The organism is Pseudomonas sp. MOIL14HWK12:I2, assembly GCF_000510745.1.
GTDB classification, from domain to species: domain Bacteria; phylum Pseudomonadota; class Gammaproteobacteria; order Pseudomonadales; family Pseudomonadaceae; genus Chryseomonas; species Chryseomonas oryzihabitans.
Window position 1 is genome coordinate 1 of sequence record NZ_KI783313.1, and the last position, 18,007, is coordinate 18,007.

Annotated in this window: 13 protein-coding genes, 3 tRNA genes and 1 rRNA gene; 16 read left to right on the top strand and 1 reads right to left on the bottom strand. The window is 61.4% G+C overall.

The features are described from left to right. Nucleotides 1–31: 31 nt before the first annotated feature. A 5S ribosomal RNA gene (rrf, locus tag PSK12I2_RS0116340) occupies nt 32–147 on the top strand. A 438-nt stretch (nt 148–585) separates the two neighbouring features. On the opposite strand, the gene PSK12I2_RS24895 is transcribed toward rrf, so the two are convergent. Then, nucleotides 586–723, bottom strand: a complete 138-nt coding sequence (locus tag PSK12I2_RS24895; RefSeq protein WP_156930154.1) for a hypothetical protein — start codon at nt 721–723, stop codon at nt 586–588. Nucleotides 724–924: 201 nt separating this feature from the next. On the opposite strand from PSK12I2_RS24895, the gene uvrY reads away from it, so the two are divergent. From uvrY to PSK12I2_RS0116425, 15 genes are all read left to right on the top strand, one after another. Continuing rightward, nucleotides 925–1,569, top strand: a complete 645-nt coding sequence (uvrY, locus tag PSK12I2_RS0116350) for a UvrY/SirA/GacA family response regulator transcription factor (protein ID WP_027599189.1) — start codon at nt 925–927, stop codon at nt 1,567–1,569. Nucleotide 1,570: 1 nt separating this feature from the next. Continuing rightward, a complete protein-coding gene (gene uvrC / locus PSK12I2_RS0116355) occupies nt 1,571–3,397 on the top strand; it encodes an excinuclease ABC subunit UvrC (protein ID WP_027599190.1) in 1,827 nt (608 codons plus the stop codon). Between the two features lie 31 nt (nt 3,398–3,428). Continuing rightward, entirely contained in the window at nt 3,429–3,989 is a 561-nt protein-coding gene (gene pgsA, locus PSK12I2_RS0116360; RefSeq protein WP_007161859.1) for a CDP-diacylglycerol--glycerol-3-phosphate 3-phosphatidyltransferase, read from the top strand. Between the two features lie 61 nt (nt 3,990–4,050). Beyond that, nucleotides 4,051–4,126, top strand: a tRNA-Gly gene (locus tag PSK12I2_RS0116365). 36 nt (nt 4,127–4,162) lie between these two features. After that, nucleotides 4,163–4,236 (top strand) — tRNA-Cys (locus PSK12I2_RS0116370). Between the two features lie 107 nt (nt 4,237–4,343). Next, nucleotides 4,344–4,430, top strand: a tRNA-Leu gene (locus PSK12I2_RS0116375). 216 nt (nt 4,431–4,646) lie between these two features. Then, complete coding sequence (locus PSK12I2_RS0116380) at nt 4,647–5,966, top strand: integrase arm-type DNA-binding domain-containing protein (protein WP_027599191.1); 1,320 nt, start codon at nt 4,647–4,649, stop codon at nt 5,964–5,966. Then, nucleotides 5,963–6,805 (top strand): hypothetical protein, encoded by an 843-nt coding sequence (locus tag PSK12I2_RS0116385; RefSeq protein WP_027599192.1) that lies wholly within the window; start codon nt 5,963–5,965, stop codon nt 6,803–6,805. Before PSK12I2_RS0116380 ends, PSK12I2_RS0116385 begins: the two co-directional genes overlap by 4 nt. A 101-nt stretch (nt 6,806–6,906) precedes the next feature. After that, nucleotides 6,907–7,146 (top strand): transcriptional regulator, encoded by a 240-nt coding sequence (locus PSK12I2_RS0116390; RefSeq protein WP_027599193.1) that lies wholly within the window; start codon nt 6,907–6,909, stop codon nt 7,144–7,146. Next, nucleotides 7,146–7,439, top strand: a complete 294-nt coding sequence (locus PSK12I2_RS0116395; protein WP_027599194.1) for a helix-turn-helix domain-containing protein — start codon at nt 7,146–7,148, stop codon at nt 7,437–7,439. The genes PSK12I2_RS0116390 and PSK12I2_RS0116395 overlap by 1 nt, the downstream gene beginning before the upstream one ends. Before the next feature lie 534 nt (nt 7,440–7,973). Next, a complete protein-coding gene (locus PSK12I2_RS0116405; protein WP_037007795.1) occupies nt 7,974–8,159 on the top strand; it encodes a hypothetical protein in 186 nt (61 codons plus the stop codon). Beyond that, nucleotides 8,146–8,523, top strand: coding sequence for a hypothetical protein (locus PSK12I2_RS0116410; protein ID WP_027599196.1), 378 nt, complete (start codon nt 8,146–8,148; stop codon nt 8,521–8,523). Before PSK12I2_RS0116405 ends, PSK12I2_RS0116410 begins: the two co-directional genes overlap by 14 nt. A gap of 201 nt (nt 8,524–8,724) precedes the next feature. Further along, a complete protein-coding gene (locus PSK12I2_RS0116415; RefSeq protein ID WP_027599197.1) occupies nt 8,725–9,192 on the top strand; it encodes a hypothetical protein in 468 nt (155 codons plus the stop codon). Between the two features lie 626 nt (nt 9,193–9,818). Continuing rightward, nucleotides 9,819–11,879: a transglycosylase SLT domain-containing protein gene (locus PSK12I2_RS24400; RefSeq protein WP_084222102.1), complete on the top strand. Its 2,061-nt coding sequence runs from the start codon at nt 9,819–9,821 to the stop codon at nt 11,877–11,879. Next, nucleotides 11,876–18,001: a hypothetical protein gene (locus PSK12I2_RS0116425; protein WP_027599198.1), complete on the top strand. Its 6,126-nt coding sequence runs from the start codon at nt 11,876–11,878 to the stop codon at nt 17,999–18,001. Before PSK12I2_RS24400 ends, PSK12I2_RS0116425 begins: the two co-directional genes overlap by 4 nt. Nucleotides 18,002–18,007: the final 6 nt, after the last annotated feature.

Below are 18,007 nucleotides of genomic sequence, written 5' to 3' on the forward strand. Positions count from 1 at the left end.
TGCTTCATCACCTGGCCAGCCAACCGAATTGCTTGACGAACATAGAGCATTGGAACCACCTGATCCCTTCCCGAACTCAGAAGTGAAACGATGCATCGCCGATGGTAGTGTGGGGCTTCCCCATGTGAGAGTAGGTCATCGTCAAGCGCCTAACACCCAGCACCCCCGCTCAGTTCATTCTGGCGGGGGTGTTGTCTTTGGGGCGGGAAAAGTTTGGCTGAGGTAGGGCGCCTAGGCGCTGGGAGCAGAGAATCGGCCAGAGAAAGCCTGGGGCTAGGTCGCTGAGGTGGCCCTCACCCTAGCCCTCTCCCGGGGGGAGAGGGGACCAGGAGCGGAGTGGTAAAGAGTTTGGAGTAGGGCTGCCAGATGTGTGCTGCTGGCATTCCGCAAAGAGCAAAGGAGCTACAACAGCCCGGCTGCGCCGGGCTGTTGTGGCCATGATGCGGCCGCTCCTACAAGGAGTCATGCCGTAGGAGCGGCCCATGGCCGCGATCAGCTTGATGTTGGGCTTCGCTGCGCTCAACCCAACCTACCGCAGCGTTACAAGAGCAAGAAAAAGCCCGGCAGATGCCGGGCTTTTTGGGTTCAGGATTTGCGGGCTATCAGGGTGGCGCGCAGGGGAGCGGGGAGGCCTTCGACGATCAGGCCTGGATCTTGCGGATTGAGCCAACACCTCGGCGAACCATTGGTAACCTGACCGGGAATGATTCCGATCTGCTTCATTTCTCCAGCTCTTTTCGGTATACAATGCCCAATGGCCTAAGGCCGGCAGGCAAGGGGTGCGAAGCGTCGTACCCCTTTTTTCTTTGCATGACCAATCAAATTTATAGCGTAGCCTAGGATCCTATTCCTTAACGGGTAGGGCCAGCGGATAGTTGTTTAGGTGACGCAAGCGATGAAAGCGCAAGCGAAGGGGATTCGATTTTGATCAAGGTGCTAGTTGTCGACGATCATGATCTTGTTCGTACCGGCATCGTACGGATGTTGGCGGATGTGGCAGGAATCCAGGTCGTCGGCCAGGCAGACAGTGGCGAAAATGCACTGATGCTGGCCCGTGAGCTCGAGCCGGATGTAGTCCTGATGGACGTCCGGATGCCCGGTATCGGTGGGCTGGAAGCTACCCGCAAGCTCCTGCGCAGCCGACCCGACCTGAAGGTGGTGGTCGTCACGGCCTGCGAGGAAGATCCTTTTCCGACGCGTCTGCTCCAGGCGGGTGCTGCAGGGTATCTGACCAAGGGTGCCGACATCGAAGAGATGATCACCGCCATCAAGCAGGCCTTCGCCGGTCGGCGTTACATCAGTGCGCAGATCGCCCAGCAGCTGGCCTTGAAACCCTTTCAGTCCAAGGCCGAAGCGTCGCCCTTCGATCAGCTGTCCGAGCGAGAGATTCAGATCGCGCTGATGATCGCAGGTTGCCAGAAAGTCCAGGTCATTTCCGACAAGCTCTGTTTGTCGCCGAAGACCGTCAACACCTATCGCTATCGGATCTTCGAGAAATTATCGATTACCAGCGATGTCGAACTAGCCATGTTGGCTGTTCGCCACGGCATGGTAGATGCAACGAGTTGATATGAGTCAATCTTTCGATGCTGCAGCCTTTCTATCCGGTTGCAGTGGACGTCCGGGTGTATATCGGATGTTCGATGAGGGCGGCAAGCTCCTCTATGTTGGTAAGGCCAAGAATCTCAAGAACCGACTTTCCAGCTATTTCAGAAAGACCGGCTTGGCACCCAAGACGGCTTCCATGGTGTCTAAGATCGCTCAGATCGAGACCACCATCACCGGCAACGAGACCGAAGCGCTCCTGCTGGAACAGAATCTCATCAAGCAGTGGCGCCCGCCCTACAACATCCTGTTGAGGGATGATAAGTCCTATCCCTATGTCTATCTCTCGACTGAGGATCAGTATCCGCGACTGACCATTCACCGTGGAGAGAAGAGAGGGAAGGGGCGCTACTTCGGTCCTTATCCCAGCGCCGGTGCCATCCGCGAAAGTCTCAATCTGCTGCAGAAAGCCTTTCAGGTACGGCAATGCGATGACAACTACTTTCGCAATCGTACGCGGCCCTGCCTGCAGTATCAGATCAAGAGATGCAAGGGCCCCTGCGTGGCGCTCGTCAGCGAGCAGGAATATGGCGAGGACGTCCGTCATTCGGCCATGTTTCTAGAAGGGCGTAGCAATGCCCTGGCAGAAGAGCTGCAAGCCAAGATGGAAAGCGCCTCGGTCAATCTGCAGTTCGAGCGGGCAGCGGAGTTGCGTGATCAGGTGGCCCTGGTGCGACGCGTTCAGGATCAGCAGAGCATCGAGGGAGGCACCGGTGATGTCGATGTCATCGCCGCGCTCGTCAATCCGGGCGGTGCCTGTGTGCACCTGGTCAGCGTACGCGGCGGGCGAGTGCTGGGAAGCAAGAATTTCTTCCCGGAGGTAGGGATCGAGGAGGATTCCAGCGAAGTGCTGGCCGCCTTCCTGGAGCAGTACTACCTCGCCTACCTGGAGCGGGATCTGCCGGACGAGATCATCGTGAATTCCGTCCACGAGGACTTCGCTACCCTGATCGATGCCTTTGCCGAGGTTCACAAGCGGCAGCTGGTCATCGCTCATCGCGTCCGGGGGACCCGAGCCCGCTGGCAGCAGTTGGCGGTAACCAATGCGGAGCAGGCGCTGAATACGCGATTGGCCAATCGGCAGCACATGGGGGTACGTTTCGATGCCCTGGTGCAGGCGCTGGATCTGCCGGAACCGCCTCAGCGGCTGGAGTGTTTCGATATCAGTCATTCCAGTGGCGAGGCGACCGTGGCGTCCTGCGTGGTCTTCGGGCCGGAAGGACCGCTCAAGTCGGATTATCGTCGTTACAACATCGAGGGTGTAACCGCCGGCGATGACTATGCCGCCATGCATCAGGCGTTGACCCGCCGCTTCAGCCGGCTCAAGGCGGGCGAGGGCAAGCTGCCTGACATCCTGCTGGTGGATGGAGGCAAGGGCCAGCTGGCCATGGCCCGTGAGGTGCTCAGGGAGTTGGCGGTGCCGGATCTGGTCCTGCTGGGCGTCGCCAAGGGCGTCACCCGCAAGCCGGGTCTCGAAGTCCTCTATCTGGACGATCCGTCCAACGAATTCACCCTGCCGGCTCATTCGCCCGCGCTGCATCTCATTCAGCAGATTCGCGACGAGGCGCACCGATTCGCCATCACCGGACACCGCGCACGCCGCGGCAAGGCGCGCCGGACGTCATCGCTGGAGGAGGTTGCCGGAATCGGGCCCAAGCGGCGGCAGGAGCTTCTCAAGCACTTTGGCGGACTCCGTGAGCTGCAGCGTGCGAGCATCGAAGAGATCGCCAAAGCGCCAAGCATTAGCAAAAAGCTGGCCGAGCAGATTTATGCGGCCTTGCACAGCGAGTAGAATCGCCTCACGTTCACCAACAGCCGCGCCAATGAATATTCCAAATCTGCTTACCGTACTGCGCGTCTTCCTCATTCCGCTCTTTGTCATCCTGTTCTATCTGCCAGTCCACTGGAGTTACTGGACCGCCAGCACCATCTTCGCCATCGCCTGTGCGACCGACTGGCTGGATGGCTATCTGGCGCGGCGCCTGGGGCAGAGCACGCCCTTCGGTGCCTTCCTGGATCCGGTAGCGGACAAGCTCATCGTCGCCGTGGCCCTGGTGTTGCTGGTGCAGGAGCACGCCAATGCCTGGCTGACGCTGCCCGCTGTCATCATCGTCGGTCGCGAGATCGTGGTATCGGCGCTGCGGGAGTGGATGGCCGAGTTGGGCGCCCGGGCCCAGGTCGCGGTGTCCAATCTGGGCAAGTGGAAGACGGCGGCGCAGATGCTAGCGCTGGTCATCCTGTTGGCCAACCCGCCGCAGATGACCTTCTGGGTCATCAGTGGTTATGCGTTGCTCATCGTCGCAGCAGCCCTGACCCTGTGGTCCATGTGCACCTATCTGATGGCGGCGTGGCCGCATCTGATGAGCGCCGAGAAAAAGAAATAAGTTTTTTGAATCAATGGCTTGACATGAAGGGTGGCTCAGATAGAATGGCGCCCGTCACCAAGCGGGAATAGCTCAGTTGGTAGAGCACGACCTTGCCAAGGTCGGGGTCGCGAGTTCGAGTCTCGTTTCCCGCTCCATGTTTTACATGAGTGTCGCAAGGCATTCAGGTTTGAGGCCGGGTGGCAGAGTGGTCATGCAGCGGATTGCAAATCCGTGTACGCCGGTTCGATTCCGACCTCGGCCTCCACTATTGAGAGCCCCGTAGATCCCAGGTCTACGGGGCTTTTCATCATCCAGGGATGTATGAATACTGGATCAGGTTCTACGAATCCGCTTGTCTGAGGGTTCGGTTCTGCCCGAGTGGTGAAACTGGTAGACACAAGGGACTTAAAATCCCTCGACTTAACCGTCGTGCCGGTTCGATTCCGGCCTCGGGCACCAATAGCATGCTTACCTGTGACTGCATATGGTCACAGAAGCCAGAAAGACCGGCCGTTGCGCCGGTTTTTTTGTGCCCGAATGATCCTATATGCGCCTACACATACCCCTAATTTCGGGGTACAAATAGGGGTACGACACCCGTACTTCCATCTACGCGTACCCCATTGTCCCTGCTACTAGAGACATGGGTGTGCGTCTGCCTGCAGATGTGCCCCTATGGCCAGAACCGTATCCCCCCTTTCCGACGCTAAGTGCGACGCAGCTAGACCGAGGGAAAAACCCTACAAGCTGTCCGACGGCCAAGGCTTGTACCTTTTTGTGAAAACGAACGGGTCTAAGGTCTGGCGGATGAAATACCACCGCCCCAACGGCAAGGAGAATACGCTGACGTTCGGCGAGTACGGGCGCCAGGGTCTGAGTCTCGCCAAAGCCAGGGAAGAGCGTAGGAAAGCCCGAGATCTGCTTGCCCAGGGCATTGACCCCGCCGAGCATGCGCGCCAGGAAGAGGAGAGGGCACAGAACGCTACGACCTTCGAGGCCATCGCCCGCGAGTGGCACAGCTCTCAGCTGAAGCGCGGCAAGTGGTCATCCGGCCACGCCGAGCGCGTTCTCAGCGAAATGGAGGCGTACCTGTTCCCTTCGCTGGGACGCCGTCCCGTCGAGGCGCTGAAGACTCGAGACCTGCTCGTGCCGTTGCATGTGGTAGAGGCGCGTGGGGCATTGGACACTGCCTCAAGGCTTAAGCAGCGCGTCTGTCTGGTGATGCGTCACGCGACCCAAACCGGGCGGATCGAGTACAACCCTGCCCACGACCTGGATGGCGCGCTGGCAACCCGCAAAGCCACTCACCGACCGGCGCTGCCGCTGAACCGCATCGGCGAGCTGCTGGGAAGGATCGACCACTATCCTGGGCGACTGCTCACCCGCTTGGCCTTGCAGTTGACGCTTCAGGTCTTCGTGCGCTCAAGCGAATTGCGGATGGCGCGCTGGCAGGAGATAGACCTGCAGAAGGCCCTCTGGATCATCCCGCCCCAGCGAGAGGCGTTGCCCGGCGTGAAGCACTCGACCCGCGGCAGCAAGATGCGCGATGAGCACTTGGTGCCGCTGTCGGCCCAGGCCGTGGCCACGCTGGAGCAGATCAAGGCGATTACCGGGTATGGCGAACTGGTGTTTCCCAGCGATGCCTACGCCAGCAAGCCGATGTCCGAGAACACCGTCAATGCGGCGCTCAGGCGGATGGGGTACGACACCAAGACCGAAGTCTGTGGGCATGGCTTCCGCACCATGGCCTGTTCGGCTCTGGTTGAGTCGGGTCTCTGGTCGAAGGATGCAGTGGAGCGCCAGATGAGCCATAAGGAGCGCAACGGCGTCAGGGCTGCGTACATCCACCGGGCTGAGCACTTGGAAGAGCGCCGGCTCATGCTGAACTGGTGGGGAAACTTTTTAGACGCCAACCGAGAATCGCCAGTAACGCCATTCGAATATGCACGGCCTGCTGGAAATAACGTGATCGGCCTACGGAAAACAGCGCCATGATGAAGTTTGCTAAGTTCAAGAAGCTGCTGAACGAACAGGAGGCAATGAGCTACCTTTCAGAGTTGGCGCAGGAGGAATTAAGTGAGCGCACATTTGAATCACTGATATCTGATGAATACCTGAACCCAATAGTTGGAAGTAACGACATACTTGTTGGCTTTACCTCCGATGAAGCTGAAAAACTCATGGATGGCGATGACGGGCAAGTGTCGGTTATCAGCTATATTGGCGTGCCAGCCGTGTCTGATACGGCTTATGCGTTGGGGGAAGAAACCTTCAAATTTGCGATTGCCTGTGACATAGGCCGTGACTACTACTTCTTCGCGAAGGTGGCTAGGGATGTCGTAAGTGGTGAAAGAAGAGTCAGGCGGAGATATGACATTACTCAGCTTGAAAGCCTTGATCCTTTTTCTAGAGAAAATCAGGCATTTCTGACCTATGAGCTAAAGCGGATAGCAGATATTGCTAACGATCCTGCAAAGCCTGCAATCATCGAAGATATTTCCAACAGAGTGCTTGTTTACGAAAGTTTGCTCAATCTGCTGTACGTGACCGAGATATGCGGAATACCTGGCGGCTACCACGCGGACAATCGGATGGGCGCGCACATGCACCAGCAAAAGGAGCCAGAGGGCGATAGGCCTTCGAACAAGCTGCTTATCGGCGCCCTGCTGGACATTATTACCGACAGCAAGCCTAGGCGCATGAACCAAGAGGCCTTGGCAATGGAGATCGAAGAGCGGTTTAAGGGCGTTAGAGGCTTAGGCCCCACCACCACGAAGACCATCTTTGCAGAGGCTAACAAGCTGCTCCGTGAGGTGCGCAAAGCCGCAATCTGATACGCCTAGCAATTCCAATTGGGATTTCCAATTTTCCAATTGGAATGACTGGATGCATATCTAATTTGAGACTAGCTCCGTACTCATTTGGAGCTACTCAAATGCACTCGAAAGAACCTATCCTCACCAAGGGCCTTATCCGAAAGGCCAAGCTCTGCCAACAGCTCGGCATCACTTCGAGCGGCCTGGATAAGCTTAAGAAGCGCGATCCGTCGTTCCCCTCCCCACTCAAGAACGTAGAGAATCGCCAAGCCGCAGCGTACTTCGTCGTCGCCGAGGTCGAGGCCTGGCTACAGCGTAAGGTCGTCGAGCGTGACGCAGCTAGGGGAGTGGCCGCCTAATGGACAAAAAAAAGGCCGACCAACAGGCCAGCCCCAAGCATTCAGGCATCGAGAATACCACCACCCAGGCTCAGCGTGCACGACTGCTGGACGCCCTCTTAGATGGACCGATCACCACGATCGAGGCGCGCTCTCGGCTGAATATCATGATGCCAGCGGCTCGGGTGAAGGAGCTGCGCGCCCTCGGCCATCCGATCGTGACCCACCTGCGGAATCTCTACGACGATCAGGGGCGCCGCCACTCTCGGGTTGCCGTGTACTACCTGAGTGTAGGTAGCGAGGTGGCAGCATGAAGTTGGCCACCTATATCGACCGTCGCACGCTCGTTGGTGAGCTTGCAGACGTAGTGGCTCGCGCTGCGCTTTCAACTCCTGAGGCTCGGTACTGCGCCGCGCCTGCGGCTGCGCTGCTGCAACGCCTCGAACCTCTCAGAGGTGAATTTCAGGCGCTTCATTGGGCGGTTATGGAGGCCGAGACCAAAGGCGCCGAAACGGTAGAGGTACCCACTCACCTACTGCGTTTCCTTGTCGGAGGGTCGTGATATGCGAGGCCCTATTGCGTCCCTAATCAGCCCGGTATACAGTCAGGCCGTCGCTGCAAATTCAGCGGCCGGGTTTGGCGACCCGACAATATCAAGGCGCACAGGCGCCCATAACTCGATTGCAGGCGCTTTTTTTGTGCTCGTAAGACCGTGTTATGGCAGTCGTGCGTGGGAGACCGAAAGGTCTGCCGGTTTCCTTGATTCCCGGTTCGCCAACCCGCGCACGGCTGCCTCCCTTCGTTTGGCGACGTTGGTGGCAGCTCCTACGAATCAAGGAGCGTTACCGATGATCACTACCCGCAATCCGTCTGCACTCCAGGCACGTGCCGCCGCGCACCGCGCCATGGCGATGTCCGCTCTCTCAGCCGATTCGTCTCTGTCCTCACGCCTCAAACGCTACAACCGCCATATGAGCGTCGCCCGCTCGCTGCAGGCTCTTGAAGCCTCGGAGGTGCGTCATGGCCAGCGCTAATCCCATTCAAAAGCCGACTACCACCGCCACCGCGTTCGCCATCGACGCCGATGGGCTTCTATTCGAAACCGTTGCTGGTTCCGACATTGCTAGCGCATTGGCGAAGGCAGATAGGTTGCTCTCTGCCGCGCAGCAGTTGACTGGCAGTGCTGCAGAGGAACAGCGAGGGCTTGATTACATAGCTCTGGGCGGAATCGACTTCCTCATAGAGTCAGCGCAGGCGTTGGTCCTGGCATCGCTCCGCGGCTTGCAGGATTTTGAAGATACGGGATCGGCCATGAGTGCGAGTGGAAGCAAACAAGCCACTCTGCATCGGCTCGACTCTTCTAGCGGCAACGCTAAGCCCAAACAAACGAGGGCCTGACCATGCCCAGTTTTCGACAGTGCCTTTCGGCGCTGCTGGGATCGGCTTGCCTGCAGATTGCGTTGAGAGCGCTCGGCGGTAATCAGCACGCGATCGCTAGAGAGTACTTTTGCGGGCCTTCTGCCGCGTCATGGCCAGTCAATCACGCCTTCGTTGGCCTTCGGGCCAGCGCGGACGTGCGCGTGATAGTGGAGCTCTCTCATGGCCCAGTCGCGTAGACGATCAAAGGCGCGCAATCCGGCGAACACCTTCGCCGCCCTTCCGCATGTAGTGATGGACAGCGAGGACTTTCGCTGCCTGTCCGGAGGTGCATTGAAGGTCTTGCTTGGATTACTGCGGCAATACCGCGGATCGAACAACGGTGACCTGAGTGCGTCGCACGGCCAGGCGAAGGAATGGGGAGTGGGCAGCAAATCGACCTTGGCAAAGGCCTTGGAGGAGCTGCAGGAGGGTCGCTTAATCCTCAAGACCCGCGAGGGCCGATTCACCAAGCCTGGTGGTTGCTGCGCGCTGTATGCGCTGACCTGGCGACCGATCAACGAATGTGACGGCAAGTTGGAGGTCGCCGCGACCATCACTCCAACACGCAAATTCAGCGTCGAGCGAGCGGAAAACCCGGTACAGAAACTGTACCCACAGCGTACAGAAAGTGTACGCACGGGGACCTGACCGATGATGAAAATCACGCTCATCGGTACAGAAACTGTACGCACCAGACGGTTTTACTTGGTACAGAAACTGTACTCCTTCTTAGATATACCAGGGCAACACCCTGATTATCTGTCTTCTACCTCTTCTTCCCTGCACTCAAAAAGCGCTCAAAGTGCGCGCGGCAACCGTCGAGTTGTGCGCTTGGTCGAGCTTGATCAGTCGATCAATGCTGGCAGCCCACGGGTGAGACGTTTTGGTCTCACTGAGACGTATAGGTCGCGCTGGATTGACCGAGTCGGATCAACACTGTCGCCTCTTGGCGAGACTGTAGCGGATGGCCGAGTCGATCTGCTGCCCAAAGAGCACAACTTGTCCTGCCCCCTGGGCTCAACTGGTCCTGCCCAAAGGGCACAACTGGGCATCCAGAGTGTCGTTTTCGACACAGTGTGGCGTTTTCAACACACTCGCGCTTGGGCTGATGCTTGGCATCGCCTAGGTTGTGCCTCGCCGCTCGCTCGCGACCACTCCTCGAAAACCCAAGACAAACCGGCTGGGTTTCGCTGGGTTTTCTCTCTCCCCCGTGCGCCGCCCGACAGCTCCAGATTTCCTGAGATCACTTTCCGATTCAGTCTGGAGTTACCGCAATGGCACGAGTCCCTGTCTACCAAAGACAACTATCAACAGCTCCAATCAGCGCTCCACGCATACAGCCGGACATCGCCGATACGTCTGGCCTCACCCAGGGCCTAAATGACGCTACGCGCGCTGCAACACAGATCGCGCTGGAAGAACGCGCGAAGGCCGATACCGCTGCACTGATGTCTGCTGACCAGCAGCTGGCCGAGTGGAAGCAGCAAACTCTGTTCGGCACAGATGGCGTTTACACCCGCAGAGGCGGCCAGGCGCTCGATATCACCGGCCAGACCCTTCCAGCGTTCGACCAAAAGGTGTCGGAGCTTGAGGAAGGGCTTAGGACCCCAGCTCAGCGGGAGCGCTGGAGCATCATCAAGCGCAACCAGCGTGAGGCGTTGAGCAACGAACTGGCTAAGTACGAATTTGGCCAGCGCGAGCAGTATTACGACGAGGTAGCTGAAGGGCAACGACAGACCGCGATCCAGAACGCCAAGCTGTACGCCGGCGAGCCTGGCCAAGTCGCCTACAACCTCAGCAAGCTGCAGGCGGTGGAGGGCGCAGAAGCTCAGCGCAAGGGTTTGCCCGCAGAGCTGGCAGAACAGCAGCGGCTAGCCTCTACGAGTCGCCTGCATACGGCGGTAGTAGACCAACTCGCAAGCCGTGACCCCTCACAGGCGCGCACTTACTTCCTCGATAACTCCTTGGGCATGACCGGTGACGATCAGCTCAAGGTTCGCACCATGCTGCAGCCGCTGGTGGACCGGCAGGTCGGTACCCAAGCCGGCGTTAGCGCGATTGGCAGCAGCAATGCGCCATCGGATCGGATCTTCTCGTCGATCATCCAGGCAGAAAGCGCTGGGCGGCAATTCGATGCCAGGGGAGTGCCACTCACATCCAAGGCGGGAGCTGTAGGTATCGCCCAGGTAATGCCTGCAACCGGTCCCGAGGCAGCGAAGCTGGCGGACTTACCCTGGGATCAGGAGCGGTTCCAGCATGACGCGGACTACAACCGTGCCCTAGGCCAAGCCTACTTCACCAAGCAGCTGAACAACTTCGGCTCGCCTTTGCTGGCGGTTGCGGCTTACAACGCCGGGCCGGGCAAGGTTCAGGAGTGGATCAAGCAATACGGCGATCCGCGCAAGGGAGAGATAAGCGAGGCGGTTTTTCTCGACAAGATCCCCTATCAGGAGACACGCGACTACGTGACCAATGTGCTCGGTCAAGCAGCCCGGCAGCACGAGCCTAGCTTTGGAGAGATTGCCCAAGCCATCGACGGCCGCACGGATCTGACTCTTACCCAGAAGCAATACGCCCTGTCCGCGGCCAAGGACCGCCTGGAGTGGATGAAGGCCGAGCAGAAGCAGACGGACGATCAGAACCTGGAACAGGCTTGGAACGTTGTTTTGCAGGGACAGAGCTATGCAGCAGTCCCCTCCCAAGTGTGGTCGGCACTACCGGCGAAGGCACGTAAGGACCTGATGGAGTACCGCCCGGTAACCACCTCTGACCCAGAGGTTTACTACCGCGCCCGGGATCTCGTCGTTGATGGCTCAGAAGTGAATCTGCTGGGAATGCGCGGAAAGCTTTCAGATACCGACTTCAAGGAGCTCACGCGCCTGCAGCAGGACAGACGGCAGCGAGGCGCTGAGGCTACTTCGGCGATCGGCACTACTGATGAGATGTTCAAGGACGCATTGCGTACCGCCGGGATCAATCCCAACGCCAAAGCTGGGAAAGCAGACGCCAAGAAGGTCGCGTCAGCTAGACGCTACGTCGATACGCAGATTCAGGCCCTTGAACAGGCTGGCGGCAAGAAGGCCACCCGCGAGCAGGTACAGCAGGTAATCGATAACGCCTTCATCGAAGGCAAGGTGCCGGGCTCCGGCTTCCTCGGTTTCTTCAGCACTACCCAACACAACTTCGATCGAGCACCGGGCGAAGCACTCAATGTCACCGACATCGGGCAAGTCCCTCGTCTCGAAAAGCAGCAGATCGTCGCCGCCCTCCAACGTGCCGGCCGCAAGGCTACCGATGCCGAAATCCTTCGCCTGTTCAACGAGGCCAACCAATGAACAAGTACGACAATCTCCTCACCAGCGAGCAGTCGGCTAACCCGGACCTGAATCGCTATGACGATCTGCTCACCAAGAAATCAGCCCAGCCCAACCCGCGAATGGCGTTAAGCGTAACCGCCGACCGCAATCCAGACGAGCAGGCCAATATCGACCGGCTATCCAGCCTGACCGGTCTGCCGCCGGATCTGGTGGCGCGCAATACCCACCAGGTGGAACGCAAAGCCAAGCTCGCCGCGGTGGACTACGATGCCCTCTTGCAGAAGGCACCGGTCACCAATGGCTTCCTGGCCGATCCGAACAATGCCGGCGTCGCCCATGACGACATCGACCAACTCTTCAACGTAGAGACCGCCTTCGATGCCTTCGTGAAGCAATCCGGTGTTGAGCAGTCCACCAGCCCAGCCGATGCTCTTCGCCGCGGGGTCTCCGGGCTGGAGATCACCGGCAGAGCTTCCAGCTTGATGACCGATCGGGTGTTGTCGCGGGTGGGCTCCTTCCTGCTTAGCATCAACCCCTTGGTGCCGAAGCCCCTGGAGGAAGGGCTGAACAACGTCCTGGATAGGAGCGATCAGCGCGGGCAGCAACGCCTGGTCGAGGCAGTGAAGAGCTACAACGCCATGCCGCGGGATCAGCGCCTGGGCTTCGCCGCCCAGCTGTACGATCAAGCACGGGCGAACGGTGAGGCCGTACCGGGCGCGGCTGGTGATGCGGGGATGTACGCGCTGCGCAATCCGGGCGCCTTAGGTAATGCCTTGGTGGAGAGCCTGCCGAGCCTGATGGTGGGCGGCGCGGTCGGTGGCCTGTCCGGGGCGCCGTTGGCAGGCTTCGCGCGTAATCGCCTCACCAGTGCCTTCGCCCAGAGCTGGGCCGAAAAGGCCGCTCTGGTCGGTGGCGTGAATTTGGGCGCCAGCGTGGCCGGGGGTGCGGGCCAGAATCTCGCCGAGGGTTACCGCAAAACCGGCGATCTGGACGAGAGCTATGCCTACAGCCTCAAGCGCACCCTGGCCGAGGGCGCGGTCAACGCCTTGGGCGGGATGCTGCCGATTCCCTTCGCCGGCCAGGGTCTGGCGGGGCGGCTGGGCAACATCGCTGCCGAGGGCCTGGCGCAGGGAGCCGGTGGCGCGGGAGGTGTGGCGGCGGGGGCCGCTGCAGTGGGTGAAGAGGCGTCCGGCGGCGAGATGCTGCTCAATGGAGCGATGGGCCTGGCCACGTCACCACTGGACGTGGCGATAGCGGGCGCCAGCTCCGGTCGCCGCTACTGGCAGATCCAGCAGGACCTTGCCGCTGTCCAGGCGCTGGGCGACATGGTCCAGGGCTCCAAGCTGTTCAAGCGCTCGCCGCGGCGCGCCGAAGACCTGGTGGCGCGTCTCAAGGAGCAGGCCGGGGGGGATGTGAGCGACATCCTGGTGCCGGCCGAGCAGTTCCAGCGATACTTCCAGGAGCAGAACCTGGACCCCGAGCAATTCGCCACCGCGGCCACCGGCAATCCGGAGGCCCTGGGTGAAGCCCTGACGCTTGGAGGCGATCTGTCCATTCCCCTGGAGAAGTGGGCGACCGTGATCGCTCGTGATGGCCATCACCGCGGCCTGGAACAGGACATCCGGGCTACCCCGGACGCCATGACCTTGCGCGAGTTGGCCGACTTTGAGCAGCGAGCGCCTGCCGAGCTTGACCGGCTGCGCGAGCGGGTAGAGCAGGATGTCACCCAGGCCAGTGATCGCCGGGTGTTCGATGACGTCCACGGCCAACTGCTGGCCCTCGGGCGTGATGCCCCCACCGCGGAGCGTGAGGCGGCGCTGTACCAGTCGGCCTTCCGTAGCCTGGGGCAGCGCGCCGGCCTCGACCCTTTCGAGCTGTACAGCGGCTATGGGCTGCGTATCGGGCGCGACCTGCCCGAGGTGCTTCGCAGCGCCACCCGGGCCGACGAGCTGGACCTGCTGCTGGATCGCCTGCGCACCGGTGACGTGCCCAGCGATGCCCAGGCCTATGGTCCCTCGCTGATGGACTTCATCCGCGAACGGGGCGGCATTCGCGATGATGGCGGCGAGCTGAAAGCGCGTGACGTGGATGTCGGCCGACGTGGCAACCAGCGGCTGGCGCGCAAGAACGGTCGCACCCTGGACGATATGGCCCAGCAGGCCGCCGAGGCCGGCTACTTCGGTCCGACCGGTGTCGCTACACCGGACATGCTGCTGGCCGGCATGGATCGGGAGCTGCGCGGCGAACGCCTGTCGTCGCCGGCCAATCATGATGCTCAGCAGGTGAACGCCCGCGGCATGCTCAATGAGCTGCAGCGCACACTGGATCAGGCCGGGCTGAACCTGCGCGAGGCCGACAACGCCACAGCGCGCCGCGCGCTGCTGGGTGAAGGTGCCGTGCGCCTGGAACAGGATGGCGACCAGCCGCGTGGCTTCATCCAGTTCGGCGATGACCGACGCTTCGAGATCAAACTCACCGAGCGCGCCAACCTGTCGACCCTGCTGCACGAGACAGGGCATTTCTACCTCGAGGTGCTGGGCGACCTAGCCGCTCGTGACAACGCGCCCGAGCAGATCCGCAACGACTATCAGACCTTGCTGGGCTGGTTCGGTGTGGAAGGGCGTGACGCCATCGGTACCGAACAGCACGAGCAGTTCGCCCGCGGCTTCGAGGCCTATCTGCGCGAGGGTAAGGCGCCCAGCACCGCGCTGCAGTCGGCGTTCTCCCGCTTCAAGGCGTGGCTGCTACACCTGTATCGCGACGCCAGCCGGCTGAACGTGCGCCTCAACGACGACGTGCGCCGGGTGTTTGACCGGCTGCTGGCCACCGACGACGAAATCGCCGCAGCCGAGGCGCCGTATCGCGCCCTGTTCGCCGATGCCCAGGCCGCCGGCATGAGCGAACGGGAGTTCACCGCCTATCGCGCCACCGCCGAACAGGCCAGCCAGGCCGCCCAGGAGCGTCTGGGACGCGAGATGTTGGATGAGCTGACCCGTGAGCAGCAGAAGTGGTGGAAGGACGCCCGCGCGATGCTACGGGGCCAGGTAGCCGCCGAAGTGACCGAGCAGCCGGTCTATCGCCTGCAGGACTACCTGCGCAAGGGCGTGCAAACCGATGGCAGTCAGGGCGAGCCGGTTAAGTTGGCGCGCGGAGCGCTGGTGGAGCGCTACGGTCAGCCCATCGTCTCGCGTCTGCGCGGCATGACCGCCGAGGACGGCATCCACCCGGACCTGGTGGCCGAGCAATTCGGCTTCGGTTCCGGTGAGGAGATGGTGCAGGCCCTGGTAGGTGCGCGGAATCGCCGTCAGTTGATCGAAGCCGAGACCGACGCCCGCATGCGTGCCGAGTACGGCGACCTGCTCAACGAAGGCAGCCTGGCCGACCGGGCGCTGGAGGCGGTGCACAACGAAGAGCGCGCCCAGATGGTGCGGGAAGAACTACGCGCCATCGACCGGCTGCAGCGCCAGGTGGAACGTGTCCAGCGCGCCCAGGCCGGCGAGCAGCGTGACGCCCGAGCTGCGGCCTTCGCCGTGATCCCGCCGTTGGACGCGGTACGCAGCGTGGCGCGCCAGGTGATCGCCGACAAGGTGGTGCGCGAGATCCAGCCGCACCTGTACCTCAACGCCGAGCGCAAGGCCAACCGCCAGGCCTTCGACCTGGTCGCCGCCGGCCGCTGGCAGGACGCCGCCGAGGCCAAGCAGCGCGAGCTGTTGAACCACTACCTCTATCGCGAGGCGACCGCAGCGCGGAAGGAGGAAGAGCGGATCTACACCTATCTGCGGCGCTTCGAGAAGCCCAGCACCCGCGAGCGCCTGGGCAAGGCTGGCGGCGATTACCTGGAACAGGTGGAGGCCTTGCTCGATCAGTACGAGATCCGCCGCGTCTCTGGTCCGCAGATCGAGCGCCGCCGAAGCCTGGCGCAGTTCGTGGCGCAGCAGGAGGCCGCCGGCAACATCGTCTCGGTCCCGCAGCATCTGATCGAGCAGAGCGCCCGGACCAACTATCGCGACCTGACCTTCGAAGAGCTGGGCGGCCTGCATGATGCGGTGGCGAACATCGAGCACCTGGCGCGGCTGAAGAACAAGCTGCTCAACCGCAAGGACAAGCGCGACTACGAGCAGGCGCGGGCGGATCTGATCGGCGCCGCCAACGTGAACGTTCCCCAGGGTGCCCGCCAGGCGCCGGTGTCGGAGAGCAGTGCGACCTGGAAGGACACGGCCACCAACGCCCTGGCCGGCCTGGATGCTTCGCTCACGCGCATGGAGAACGTCATCAACAGACTCGATGGCCGCGATACCCAAGGGCCCTGGCATCAACTGGTCTGGAACCCTCTGGCCGAAGCCCAGGCGCACGAGCGCCAGCTGTTCAACGCCGGCATTCGTGGGATCGTCGAGACCTTCGCTGGCATGAACGCCGACCGATTGGCCGACCGCTTCCACATCCAGGCCCTCGGTAAGTCGTTCAATCGCCGCGAGCTGCTGATGCATGCCCTGAACACCGGCAATGCCTCGAACCGCGCCAAGCTGCTCAAGGGCAATCGACTCGACGACGCGGCCTTGGCCGAGATGCTGGGCAAGCTGGATCGCCAGGACTGGGAGCTGGTGCAATCGGTGTGGGATGCTTTCGATAACCTTTGGCCGGACATCGCGGCCATGTACAAGCGCCTGTCCGGCGTCGAGCCGCCCCGCATCGAGGCGATCCCGGTGCAGACGGCGTTTGGCGAGTTTCGTGGCGGTTACTTCCCGATCATCTACGACCGCAAGCGCCCCGGCGCGCCACCGGCGGCAGTGGGCGGCGAGCTGTTCAACGAAGGCTTCGAGGGGGCGCTGCCAGCCAATGGCTTCACCAACCAACGCGATGAGCGTGTGGCAGGGCCACTGCTGCTGGACCTCTCCGCCGTCCCCCAGCGCCTGGCGCAGCACATTCACGACCTGACCCACCGAGAGGCACTGCAGGACGCCCACCGGCTGACCAAAGACCCACAGGTGCGGGCGGTGCTGATCGACAAGCTGGGCGCCCGCGGCGCCGATGCCTTCTTGCCCTGGCTGAAGGCCATCGCCAACGACCGCAATCCACCGGAGACGGGCAACTTCAATCAGTTCCTGGACGCGGCGCGGACCAACACGTCCGTGGTCGGCCTGGGGCTGTCGCTGTCGTCGCTCATGGCGCAGCTGGGCGGCGTGATCCCGGGCATGCTGTACGTCCGGCCACAGTCCATCGCCGCGGCGCTACTGGAGGGCCTGCGCGCGCCTGCAGAGACCTACCGGATGATCACCGAGGCATCGCCGGCCATGCGCCTGCGCTGGGACACCGAAGATGGTCGCCTGCAGTCGAGCCTGAACGAGCTGATCGGGCGGAATGCCTTCTACCGGAAGCGCCAGGACCTGGTGCGTTTCGCCTTCAACCTGTTCGGCTACGTGGATCGTGGGATCTCCGGGGCGATCTGGCTGGGCGCCTATCGCGACGCCCTGGCCGCCGGCAAGGACGAGGCAGGGGCGGTGCTCGACGGCGACAAGGCCGTGCGGCAATCCCAGGGCGCTACCGGAGCGATGGACATCGCCGCCATCCAGCGCAAGGATCAGGGCGCCGCCATGCGCCTGCTGACGATGTTCTACACACCGTTCAGCGCCTACTACAACCAGAACCGCGATCTGGCCTTCGAGGCTCGCCAGGGCACCCGCACGGTCGCCGGTGCCGCGGCATCGATGCTGGCGTTGGCGTTCTTCCAGGGTTTGGTGGGTGATCTGCTCACCGGGAAAGGGCCGGACGAAGACGAGAGCACTACTGCATGGATGGCCAAGAGCACCCTGGGCTTTGGCGTGTCGGCCTTCCCGGTACTGCGCGATACCCTCGGTGCCGCACTGAGCGGCCATCCGGGATCGATGTCGCCGGCCTGGCAGGCGATCAACTCGGGCCGTCAGCTTGGTTCGGCGGTGGGTGGCGCGGTCAGCGGTGATAAGGAAGCCGGCGCGGTTCTGAAGTCGGCCATAACCGCCGGGGGCTATCTGCTCGGCGTGCCGGTGAAGCCAATCACCAAGCAGGGAGCGTATCTCTGGGAGATCGCCACCGGGGAAGAGGAACCCGAAGACGCAGCTGAGCTATGGAAAGCCTTGCTCACCGGCAAAACTCCTTCGAACTAGTCAGCA

Excerpts from the sequence above, each read along its gene's own strand:
- uvrC (WP_027599190.1), top strand. The coding sequence starts at position 1,571 with ATGAGTCAATCTTTCGATGCTGCAGCCTTTCTATCCGGTTGCAGTGGA.
- PSK12I2_RS24895 (WP_156930154.1), bottom strand. The coding sequence starts at position 723 with ATGAAGCAGATCGGAATCATTCCCGGTCAGGTTACCAATGGTTCGCCG.
- PSK12I2_RS0116410 (WP_027599196.1), top strand. The coding sequence starts at position 8,146 with ATGGCCAGCGCTAATCCCATTCAAAAGCCGACTACCACCGCCACCGCG.
- PSK12I2_RS0116415 (WP_027599197.1), top strand. The coding sequence starts at position 8,725 with ATGGCCCAGTCGCGTAGACGATCAAAGGCGCGCAATCCGGCGAACACC.
- PSK12I2_RS0116395 (WP_027599194.1), top strand. The coding sequence starts at position 7,146 with ATGGACAAAAAAAAGGCCGACCAACAGGCCAGCCCCAAGCATTCAGGC.
- PSK12I2_RS24400 (WP_084222102.1), top strand. The coding sequence starts at position 9,819 with ATGGCACGAGTCCCTGTCTACCAAAGACAACTATCAACAGCTCCAATC.
- pgsA (WP_007161859.1), top strand. The coding sequence starts at position 3,429 with ATGAATATTCCAAATCTGCTTACCGTACTGCGCGTCTTCCTCATTCCG.
- PSK12I2_RS0116405 (WP_037007795.1), top strand. The coding sequence starts at position 7,974 with ATGATCACTACCCGCAATCCGTCTGCACTCCAGGCACGTGCCGCCGCG.
- PSK12I2_RS0116390 (WP_027599193.1), top strand. The coding sequence starts at position 6,907 with ATGCACTCGAAAGAACCTATCCTCACCAAGGGCCTTATCCGAAAGGCC.
- PSK12I2_RS0116380 (WP_027599191.1), top strand. The coding sequence starts at position 4,647 with ATGGCCAGAACCGTATCCCCCCTTTCCGACGCTAAGTGCGACGCAGCT.
- PSK12I2_RS0116385 (WP_027599192.1), top strand. The coding sequence starts at position 5,963 with ATGATGAAGTTTGCTAAGTTCAAGAAGCTGCTGAACGAACAGGAGGCA.
- PSK12I2_RS0116425 (WP_027599198.1), top strand. The coding sequence starts at position 11,876 with ATGAACAAGTACGACAATCTCCTCACCAGCGAGCAGTCGGCTAACCCG.